Consider the following 8924-nt stretch of genomic DNA (forward strand, 5'->3'; position numbering starts at 1 on the left):
CCGTGACCGTGACGGCGACCGTGGCGGTTTCCGCCGCGATGACCGCCCGTCCGGCGGTGGCTTCCGTCGTGACGACCGCCCCTCGGGTGGTGGCTTCGGCCGTGACCGTGACGACCGCGGTGGTTTCCGTCGCGATGACCGTCCGTCGGGCGGTGGCGGTTTCCGTCGTGACGACCGCCCCTCGGGTTTCCGTCGTGATGACCGTGACGACCGTCCGCGTCGTGACGACCGCCCCTCGGGTGGTGGCTTCGGCCGTGACCGTGACGACCGCGGTGGTTTCCGCCGTGACGACCGTCCGTCGGGCGGTGGCGGTTTCCGTCGTGACGACCGCCCCTCGGGTGGTGGCCATGGCCGTGACCGTGACGGCGACCGTGGCGGTTTCCGCCGCGATGACCGCCCGTCCGGCGGTGGCTTCCGTCGTGACGACCGCCCCTCGGGTGGTGGCTACGGCCGTGACCGTGACGACCGCGGTGGTTTCCGTCGCGATGACCGTCCGTCCGGCGGTGGCGGTTTCCGTCGTGACGACCGCCCCTCGGGTTTCCGTCGTGATGACCGTGACGACCGTCCGCGTCGTGACGACCGCCCGTCCGGGTTCCGTCGTGATGACCGTGACGACCGTCCGCGTCGTGACGACCGCCCCTCCGGTGGTGGCTACGGCCGTGACCGTGACGACCGCGGTGGTTTCCGCCGTGACGACCGTCCGTCCGGTGGCGGTGGCTTCCGTCGTGACGACCGCCCCTCGGGTTTCCGTCGTGATGACCGTGACGACCGTCCGCGTCGTGACGACCGCCCCTCCGGTGGTGGCTACGGCCGTGACCGTGACGACCGCGGCGGCTTCCGTCGCGACGACCGCCCGTCAGGCGGTGGTTTCCGTCGTGACGACCGCCCCTCGGGCGGTGGCTACGGCCGCGACCGTGACGACCGCGGCGGCCGGGACAGCCGTGGCGGCGGGCGCTTCGAGGGCCGCCGGGACGACCGTGGCGGCTTCCGCCGCGACGACCGCCCGTCGGGTGGCTACGGCCGCGACCGCGACGACCGCGGCGGCCGGGACTACGACGACCGCCGGGGCAACTACGAGCCCGTCAAGCGGCTGCCGATCCCGGAGGACGTCACCGGCTTCGAGCTGGACGCGGACGTCCGCCAGGAGCTCAAGAGCCTGCCCAAGACGCTCGCCGACGACGTCGCCCGCAACCTGGTGATGGTCGCCCGCCTGCTGGACGGCGAGCCGGAGGAGGCGTACCAGTACTCGCGCGTCGCGCTGCGGCTGGCCTCCCGCGTGGCCGCCGTCCGTGAGGCCGCCGGCTTCGCCTCGTACATGACGCAGCGCTACTCCGAGGCGCTGACCGAGTTCCGCGCCGCCCGTCGGATGACCGGCCGGGCTGACCTGTGGCCCGTGATGGCGGACTGCGAGCGCGGCCTGGGCCGTCCGGAGCGCGCGCTGGCGATGGCCGGCGAGCCCGAGGTGAAGCAGCTGGACAAGGCCGGCCAGGTCGAGATGCGCCTGGTCGCGGCGGGTGCCCGCACCGACATGGAGCAGTTCGACGCGGCCGTGGTCACCCTGCAGAGCCCGGAGCTGGCCTCCAACTCGGTGCAGCCGTGGACCGCGCGTCTCCGCTACGCCTACGCCGAGGCGCTGATCGCGGCCGGCCGTGGCGAAGAGGCCCGCGAGTGGTTCGCGAAGGCGGCCGAGGCCGACAGCGACGGGGCGACGAACGCCTCGGAGCGGCTGGCCGAGATCGACGGCCTGGAGTTCACGGACGCGCTCGACCCGGAGCTGGCCGAGGACGCCGAGGAGACCGAGGCCCCGGCGGCGAAGCCGCGGAGCGGCGGCCTGCCGGACGAGCGGGAGATCTTCGAGGACGAAGAGGACGTCGAGGAGTACTACGACGAGGACGACCTCGAGATCGACGAGGACTTCGACGGCGTGGCGCCGGAGCGCTCCACCGACCCGAAGGCCTAGCAGGCCCTGAGCAGTGACGAGTGAGGCCCTGCCCCACCCCGGGAAGTCCCGGGGTCGGGCAGGGCCTCACTGCTGTCCGTGCGTTCGTGCGTTCGTGCGTCGGTGCCGTCCGCAGGTCCGTGGATCCGGGCCGGCGTCAGCCCAGTTCGAGGCTGCGCAGGACCAGCCCGGTGGCCGGCTTCGGCCCGAAGGAGGTGGACTTGCGCGGCATGGTGACGCCCTGCTCGGCGAGCCGGCGGACCACGCTCTCACGGACCGGGTGCAGCAGCACGGCGGTGCCGCCGGTCCGCGCCGCCTCGCGCTCGGCGGCCGCCGCGGTGTGCAGGTAGCCGATGTCGTCGGGGCCGTCGGGGACGCGCCAGGTGTGGTCGAGCAGGGTGGCGTGCAGGACGGTCGCGTCCAGGTGGCGCCACTCCTCCGGCCGGTCCTGCGGCACGGTGGCGTCGAGCAGCTCCTCGTCGGGTTCGCCGACCAGCCAGTAGACGCCGTCGCCGCCGGTGAGCAGGAAGCTGCTGCCGCCGTGGCGCTTCTGTTCGCCGAGGGCCTGCAGCGCGGTGCCCAGCGGGCCGGGCACCTCCTTGACCTGCCAGTGGTCGCCCAGCTGCTCCAGCGCCTCGGCGACCGGCAGCCGGTACAGCACCCGGTGGATCGCGCGGACCTTCAGCGGGTAGCGGGCGGTGTCGACCAGCAGCACCAGGCCGCGGTCCCAGGGGCTGCGCGGCAGGTGGCGGTGCTCGCGCTGGAGCCGCAGGTACATCTCCCACCGGTGGTGGCCGTCGGCGATCAGCGCCCGGCAGGTGGAGAGGTCCCGGGAGACCTCGGCGATCTCGGCCGGGTCGGTGACCGCCCAGAGGCGGTGGTGGGTGCCGTCGGTGGTGGTCGTGGTCAGCAGGGGTTCGCCCTGGACGGCGCGTTCGACCACGCCGGCCGCGCCGCCGTTGCCGCGGTAGGTGAGCAGCAGCGGTTCGAGGTTGGCGCGGGTGGTGCGCATCAGGCCGACCCGGTCGGCGACCGGCCGGGGCATGACGTCCTCGTGCGGGAGGACGACGCCGGCCTCGCTGCCGCTGACGGCGAGGGCGCCGATCAGGCCGCGCTGGAGCAGCTCCGGGGTGTCGCCGGCGGCGGGCACGCGCTGCTCGTAGACGTACAGCGCGGGCTCGGGGTCGGCGGCCAGGACTCCTTCGCGCTGCCAGTCGCGCAGCAGCCGGGCGGCGTGCCGGTACCGGGTGTCGCGGTCGGGGCGGTCCCCGGCGTCGTCCGGCTCGGGGCGCGGCAGGATCAGCCGGACCACGTTGTGCGGGTCGGCGGTCTCCAGGTCGAGCCGGCGGCCCGGGTCGACGACGTCGTACGGCGGCGAGGTGACCGCTGCCAGGGCGCCGACCCGGTCGGGGTCGTACCGGAGGCCGCGGAACGGGGACAGGGACAGGCCTGCGGTGGCGACGTGGCCGGGGTCGCCGGGGCCGCCGTGCGGAGACTCCACTCCGCTTTCTGCACTGGGGGTGCTCATTCTGGGCATCGTAACCGGGTACGCGTTGTTCAGAGATCGGAACACCCGTGCTGGTCGGTGGGGCGGGTGTCGTGACCGAGGGCGAGGTACGGCGTGAGCGAGCGCGACGGCGGGCAGGAGCGGCTGGACGGCGGCGGTACCGGAGGCGGCGAGGGCCTTGCGGACGGTGTCGTGGCAGGCGACGGCTCCGGCGGGGGCGGCGTTCCGGGACAGGCGAGAGCGGGGGAGCCCGCGGGGGACGTGTACGAGTGGTTCCGCCGGGGCGGGCTGCTGCTGGCCCAGGGGAACCCGGCGGCCGCCGAGCAGCTGCTCGCGCGGGCGGCCGCGGCGGAGCCGCACTCGCGCAGCATCCGGGAGACGCTCGCGCGGGCGCAGTTCGACGCCGGTTCGTACGCGGCCGCGCTGGAGAACTTCCGGGCCGTCGCCCTGGCCGATCCGTCGGACGACTACGCTCAGTTCGGGTGGGGCGTCGCGGCGGCCCGGCTGGGCGACTTCGAGACGTCCGCCGAGCACCTGGCGCTGGCCGTGGCGATGCGGCCGGACACCGACCACTACCGGGCCGCGCTGCGGCAGACCCGGGCGACCCTCGCGGCCCGTGCGGGGGCGTTCGGCCCGCTGCTGCCGGGGGCACCGGGATACCTGGAGCCGCCGCCGGCCGCGGACGGTGGTGCGCAGGCCGGGCCCGGCCCGGACGGCGCGGACGACGGGGGAGACGGATGACGGGGACCGACGCAGTCGATGTCGGCGCGATGGATGCCGGCACAGTGAACGACGCAGTGAATGGGGTAGAGCAGGCATGACCGAGACGGCCACCACCGTGCGACGGACCGCCCCCGGCGGGAGCGCGCGCCCGCTGACCGAGGCGTACGACACGGCGCTGCTGGACCTCGACGGCGTGGTGTACGCCGGGCCGAACGCGATCGGGCACGCGGTGGAGTCGCTCGCGTCCGCCCGGTCGGTCGGGATGCGGCTGGCGTACGTGACCAACAACGCCTCGCGGCCGCCCCGGGTGGTGGCCGCGCACCTGACGGAGCTGGGCGTGCCGGCCGAGCCGGCGGACGTGATCAACTCGGCGCAGGCGGCCGCCCGGGTCGTCTCCGAGAAGGTCCCGGCCGGCTCCAAGGTGCTGGTCGTGGGCGGTGTGGGCCTGGAGGAGGCGCTGGCCGAGCGCGGCCTGGTGGCCGTGCGGACGCTGGCGGAGGGACCGGCCGCGGTGGTCCAGGGCTTCGACGCCTCGGTGGGCTGGCAGCACCTGGCGGAGGCCTCGTTCGCGATCCAGAGCGGACTGCCGTGGGTGGCGTCCAACCTGGACCTGACGGTGCCGCAGGCGCGCGGGATCGCGCCGGGCAACGGCACGCTGGTCGCGGCGGTGCGGGCGGCGACCGGGGTGGAGCCGGAGGTGGCGGGCAAGCCGCTGCCGCCGATGCACCGGGAGACGGTGCTGCGGACGGGTGCGCGGCGGCCGCTGGTGGTCGGGGACCGGCTGGACACCGACATCGAGGGCGCGTTCAACGGCGGGGTGGACAGCCTGCTCGTCTTCACCGGGGTGACCACGGCGGCCCAGCTGCTGACGGCGCCGGTGGAGCACCGGCCGACGTACCTGGCGGAGGACCTGCGGGGCCTGCTGGTGCCGCACACCGGGGTGACCGGGGAGCCGGGCGGCGGGTTCGGCTGCGGTGGCTGGACGGCGGTGGCGGAGGACGGCGAGCTGCGGTTCGCGGTGACCGGCGGGGACCGCTGGGACGGGCTGCGGGCGCTGTGCGCGGCGGCGTGGACGGCGCTGGACGCCGGTGCCGTGTCCGTGGACGGGCGGAAGGCGCTGGCCGAGCTGGGCTTCTGAGCCCCACGCCGGGTGACGCCGGGCGAGCCGGGGCGGAGCGCCGGGCCGGGTCAGAGCAGGGTGCGCAGCCGCAGCAGGTCGCGGAAGCCCGCCTCCAGCCTGACCCGGCCGCCGGCCCAGGCCGCGGCGAAGTTGAGCCGGCCGTCGACCATGGCGACCAGGTCGTCGCTGCTCATCGTGAGCCGGATCTCGGCCTTCTCGGCGGGGGCGCCGGGGGCCGCGGTGATGTCCACGATCCGGCCGTCGCGGAGCCGGCCGGAGAAGGTCAGGTCGAGGTCGGTGATCCGGCAGGTGAGCGAGCGGTCGAGGGCGGCCGCCTTGCGGACCTTGCCGGTGGACTGCGCCATGTTCCGGCTGAGCTGTTCCAGTGCCGCGCGGCACTCCTCGGCGTTGGCCATGGTGGCTGGTCCACTCCCTGGGCGACGACGTGCGGCGACGGGGCGACCGCGGTGACTGCGGGGCCACGGTACCCCAGGATGGTTTTGGCGGTAGCGTCGTCAGTGCGGTGCCCGGAACCGGTCCGGGCGGCCGATGGCGACGGAGCGATGCGCGCAGGCGCTAAGGAGGCACCCGGATGCTGCCGAAGACGGTGCGGGGAGTGGTGGAGGTCGCCGCCGAGCTCGTGGAGGAGGTCGGCAAGCGGGTGGTCGGCACCGCGGCCGGGCTGCTGGAGAAGGGCGGGGTCGACGTCGCCGAGGTCGAGCGCCGCCTGGGCGGGCAGTTCCCGCCGTCCGCCAAGTCGCTGCAGACGCTGGCCGAGGAGGCGGTGACGGCCGGGCGCGCCGGGGTTGACCTGGCGGTCGGCGTGGCGCGCGGCGAGGTGGAGAAGGCCTTCGAGAAGGTCGGCGACCAGGTGACCAAGGTGGGCGTGGTGCTCGCCTACCTGGAGAGCAAGCTGCGCGAGGTCGAGGAGGAGGGCGTCGCTCCGACGGCGGAGCCGGGGGCCGGGGAGCCCGGGCCGGCGCCGCGGGCGGACGCGCTGTTCGGGCAGGGCTGGGAGCGTGAGGAGGGGCCGGCGGCCCCGGTGGACCGGGCGGCCGGCGAGCCGATAGTGGCCGAGCGGGTGGAGGTCGACGAGCCGGTGGAGGTCGACCCGCCGGTACCGCCGGTGAAGCCGGTGACCGCGAAGGCGCCCGCGAAGACCTCCGCGAAGAAGACGGCGACGGCGAAGAAGACGGCGACGGCGAAGAAGACCGCGACCACGGCGAAGGCGGCCGCCAAGACGACGGCCGCCGGGACGACGCCGGCCGGGAAGACGGCCACCAAGAGGGCCGTCACCAAGGAGGCCGCCGCGAAGAAGAGCACGACGAAGAAGGCCACCGCCCGGAAGCCCGGCAGCACGAGGAAGCCGGAACAGCCCGATGCCTGACCCGACGACCGCTCCCGATCCGGGCGGCACCGAGCCGTCCGGCGCCGATCTCGCCGCCGCCGATCCGGGCGCCGCCGAACCGCTGCCGCTGGGCGTCGAGTTGTCCCCGACCGGCCACCCGGCCGTCGACGCCGGGCTGGCCCGGCTGGAGGCACTGGACGGGGTGCCGACCGAGGCGCACGTCGCCGTGTACGAAGATGTTCACCAGCGGCTCACGGACACGCTGGCCGCGCTCGACCGGGAATGACCCGCGGAACCACCTGTAGGAGCTGAAACACCAGTGGCAGTGGCACGACGCCGTCTCGACGCGGAGCTGGTCCGCCGCAAGCTGGCCCGGTCGCGGGAGCACGCGTCCGAGCTGATCGCGGCCGGCCGGGTGACGGTCGGCGGCACCACCGCGACCAAGCCGGCCACCCAGGTGGAGACCTCGGCGGCGGTCGTGGTGGCCAAGGACGAGAACGACCCCGACTACGTCTCGCGCGGCGGTCACAAGCTGGCCGGCGCCTTCGCCGCGTTCGTGCCGCAGGGCCTGGTGGTCGAGGGCCGCCGGGCGCTGGACGCGGGCGCGTCGACCGGCGGCTTCACCGACGTGCTGCTGCGCGCCGGGGCCGCGCACGTGCTGGCGGTGGACGTCGGCTACGGGCAGCTGGCCTGGTCGCTGCAGAGCGACGAGCGGGTGACGGTGATGGACCGCACCAACGTGCGCGAGCTCACCCTCGACGTGATCGGCGGGACGCCGGTCGACCTGGTGGTCGGCGACCTCTCGTTCATCTCGCTCGGCCTGGTGCTGCCCGCGCTGGCCGGCTGCGCGGCCGAGGACGCCGACCTGGTGCTGATGGTCAAGCCGCAGTTCGAGATCGGCAAGGAGCGGCTGGGCAGCGGAGGGGTGGTGCGCAGCCCGCAGCTGCGTGCCGAGATGGTCCGCCAGGTCGCCGGTCAGGCGTGGGAGCTCGGGCTGGGCGTGCGCGCGGTCACCGCGAGTCCGCTGCCGGGACCGTCGGGGAACGTCGAGTACTTCCTCTGGCTGCGCCGGGACGCCCCGCAGTTGGACCCGGCGGAGGCGGACCGGGCCGTGGCCGAGGGCCCCCGATAGGGTGCTCTGCGGACGTCCGGTCCGTCATGCTGGGTGACGCGGCCGCACCGGGCGCCGAGGGCGACCCGGCAGGCGTAGGGAGAGGGCAGCGGGCATGAATGATGAACGTACGGTCTTCCTGATCGCGCACACCGGCCGGGAGGCTGCGCTGCGCAGTGTCGAAGGTCTGGTGCACGGCCTGCTGAAGGCGGGGATCAGAATCCGGCTGCTGGCCGCCGAGGCGGTGGACCTGGATCTGCCGGACGGGGTCGAGCGGGTGGCCGGCGGCCCGGGGGCGGCGGACGGCTGTGAGCTGATCCTGGTCGCCGGCGGGGACGGGACGCTGCTGCGCGGAGCGGAGCTGGCGCGCGAGCACGGGCTGCCGATGCTGGGCATCAACCTGGGCCGGGTCGGCTTCCTGGCCGAGGCCGAGCGGGACGACCTCGCCGTCGTGGTCGAGCGGGTGGTGGACGCCGACTACGAGGTCGAGGAGCGGATGACCCTCGACGTGATCGTCCGGACCAACGGCGATGTGCTGCACCACGACTGGGCGTTGAACGAGGCGTCGATCGAGAAGGCGTCCCGGGAGCGGATGTTGGAGGTGGTGACCGAGGTGGACGGCCGCCCGGTCTCCAACTTCGGCTGCGACGGGGTGGTCTGCGCGACGCCGACCGGTTCGACGGCCTACGCGTTCTCCGGTGGCGGGCCGGTGGTCTGGCCGGAGGTGGAGGCGCTGCTGATGGTGCCGATCAGCGCGCACGCGCTGTTCGCCCGGCCGCTGGTGACCTCGCCGGACTCGGTGCTGGCGGTGGAGGTGCAGCCGAAGACGCCGCACGGGGTGCTCTGGTGCGACGGCCGGCGTTCGGTCGAACTGCCCGCCGGGGCACGGGTGGAGGTCCGCCGGGGGCAGACGCCGGTGCGGCTGGCCCGGCTGCACCGGGCGCCGTTCACCGACCGGCTGGTCGCCAAGTTCGCGCTGCCGGTGACGGGTTGGCGCGGCCGGGCGGGGGCGCACTGATCTGCGCCGCCGGCCCGGCCAGTTGACTGACCGTCAGGAAGTGCCGCCCGGCCGTCAGACGGCCAGCGGCTGGCCGTCGTCGGCGGCGTCGCCACCGCCGGAGGTAGGCATACAGGCCGATGCCGATCGCGACCACGCCGGCCGAGTAGAGCCAGCCG

The 8924-nt window shown here is 74.8% G+C and carries 11 protein-coding genes; 8 read left to right on the plus strand and 3 right to left on the minus strand.

Translation table 11 applies throughout. The annotated features are described in order from the left end of the window. The coding region (locus ABZ885_RS30535) for a hypothetical protein (RefSeq protein ID WP_360195638.1) at positions 1 to 349 on the minus strand (349 nt) is incomplete at its 3' end. Here ABZ885_RS30535 and ABZ885_RS30540 point away from each other — a divergent pair. Then, on the plus strand, positions 348 to 1199 hold the full coding sequence (locus ABZ885_RS30540; RefSeq protein ID WP_360195641.1) for a hypothetical protein: 852 nt from the start codon (positions 348 to 350) through the stop codon (positions 1197 to 1199). The two genes, ABZ885_RS30535 and ABZ885_RS30540, sit on opposite strands and share 2 nt — an antisense overlap. Beyond that, positions 1091 to 1960 (plus strand): tetratricopeptide repeat protein, encoded by an 870-nt coding sequence (locus ABZ885_RS30545; protein ID WP_360195635.1) that lies wholly within the window; start codon positions 1091 to 1093, stop codon positions 1958 to 1960. Before ABZ885_RS30540 ends, ABZ885_RS30545 begins: the two co-directional genes overlap by 109 nt. Before the next feature lie 136 nt (positions 1961 to 2096). Here the strand turns inward: ABZ885_RS30545 and ABZ885_RS30550 are convergent, their stop codons facing one another. Beyond that, a complete protein-coding gene (locus tag ABZ885_RS30550; RefSeq protein ID WP_360195611.1) occupies positions 2097 to 3467 on the minus strand; it encodes a DUF1015 domain-containing protein in 1371 nt (456 codons plus the stop codon). Between the two features lie 93 nt (positions 3468 to 3560). On the opposite strand from ABZ885_RS30550, the gene ABZ885_RS30555 reads away from it, so the two are divergent. Both ABZ885_RS30555 and ABZ885_RS30560 read left to right on the plus strand, forming a co-directional pair. Continuing rightward, positions 3561 to 4187, plus strand: coding sequence for a tetratricopeptide repeat protein (locus ABZ885_RS30555; RefSeq protein WP_360195614.1), 627 nt, complete (start codon positions 3561 to 3563; stop codon positions 4185 to 4187). Between the two features lie 76 nt (positions 4188 to 4263). Next, complete coding sequence (locus ABZ885_RS30560) at positions 4264 to 5307, plus strand: HAD-IIA family hydrolase (protein ID WP_360195617.1); 1044 nt, start codon at positions 4264 to 4266, stop codon at positions 5305 to 5307. 50 nt (positions 5308 to 5357) lie between these two features. Here the strand turns inward: ABZ885_RS30560 and ABZ885_RS30565 are convergent, their stop codons facing one another. After that, positions 5358 to 5705 (minus strand): SCP2 sterol-binding domain-containing protein, encoded by a 348-nt coding sequence (locus tag ABZ885_RS30565; protein ID WP_360195620.1) that lies wholly within the window; start codon positions 5703 to 5705, stop codon positions 5358 to 5360. A 176-nt stretch (positions 5706 to 5881) separates the two neighbouring features. On the opposite strand from ABZ885_RS30565, the gene ABZ885_RS30570 reads away from it, so the two are divergent. The 4 genes from ABZ885_RS30570 to ABZ885_RS30585 all read left to right on the plus strand — a co-directional run bounded on the left by ABZ885_RS30570 (position 5882) and on the right by ABZ885_RS30585 (position 8766). Then, complete coding sequence (locus ABZ885_RS30570) at positions 5882 to 6676, plus strand: hypothetical protein (RefSeq protein ID WP_360195623.1); 795 nt, start codon at positions 5882 to 5884, stop codon at positions 6674 to 6676. Then, entirely contained in the window at positions 6669 to 6923 is a 255-nt protein-coding gene (locus ABZ885_RS30575) for a hypothetical protein (protein ID WP_360195626.1), read from the plus strand. The genes ABZ885_RS30570 and ABZ885_RS30575 overlap by 8 nt, the downstream gene beginning before the upstream one ends. 39 nt (positions 6924 to 6962) lie before the next feature. Next, entirely contained in the window at positions 6963 to 7769 is an 807-nt protein-coding gene (locus tag ABZ885_RS30580; protein ID WP_360195629.1) for a TlyA family RNA methyltransferase, read from the plus strand. Positions 7770 to 7863: 94 nt separating this feature from the next. After that, on the plus strand, positions 7864 to 8766 hold the full coding sequence (locus ABZ885_RS30585) for an NAD kinase (protein ID WP_360195632.1): 903 nt from the start codon (positions 7864 to 7866) through the stop codon (positions 8764 to 8766). The last annotated feature ends 158 nt before the right edge of the window (positions 8767 to 8924 follow it).

The organism is Kitasatospora sp. NPDC047058 (assembly GCF_040643935.1).
Classification (GTDB): Bacteria; Actinomycetota; Actinomycetes; order Streptomycetales; family Streptomycetaceae; genus Kitasatospora.

Excerpts from the sequence above, each read along its gene's own strand:
- ABZ885_RS30560 (WP_360195617.1), top strand. The coding sequence starts at position 4,264 with ATGACCGAGACGGCCACCACCGTGCGACGGACCGCCCCCGGCGGGAGC.
- ABZ885_RS30585 (WP_360195632.1), top strand. The coding sequence starts at position 7,864 with ATGAATGATGAACGTACGGTCTTCCTGATCGCGCACACCGGCCGGGAG.
- ABZ885_RS30540 (WP_360195641.1), top strand. The coding sequence starts at position 348 with ATGGCCGTGACCGTGACGGCGACCGTGGCGGTTTCCGCCGCGATGACC.
- ABZ885_RS30570 (WP_360195623.1), top strand. The coding sequence starts at position 5,882 with ATGCTGCCGAAGACGGTGCGGGGAGTGGTGGAGGTCGCCGCCGAGCTC.
- ABZ885_RS30550 (WP_360195611.1), bottom strand. The coding sequence starts at position 3,467 with ATGAGCACCCCCAGTGCAGAAAGCGGAGTGGAGTCTCCGCACGGCGGC.
- ABZ885_RS30565 (WP_360195620.1), bottom strand. The coding sequence starts at position 5,705 with ATGGCCAACGCCGAGGAGTGCCGCGCGGCACTGGAACAGCTCAGCCGG.
- ABZ885_RS30575 (WP_360195626.1), top strand. The coding sequence starts at position 6,669 with ATGCCTGACCCGACGACCGCTCCCGATCCGGGCGGCACCGAGCCGTCC.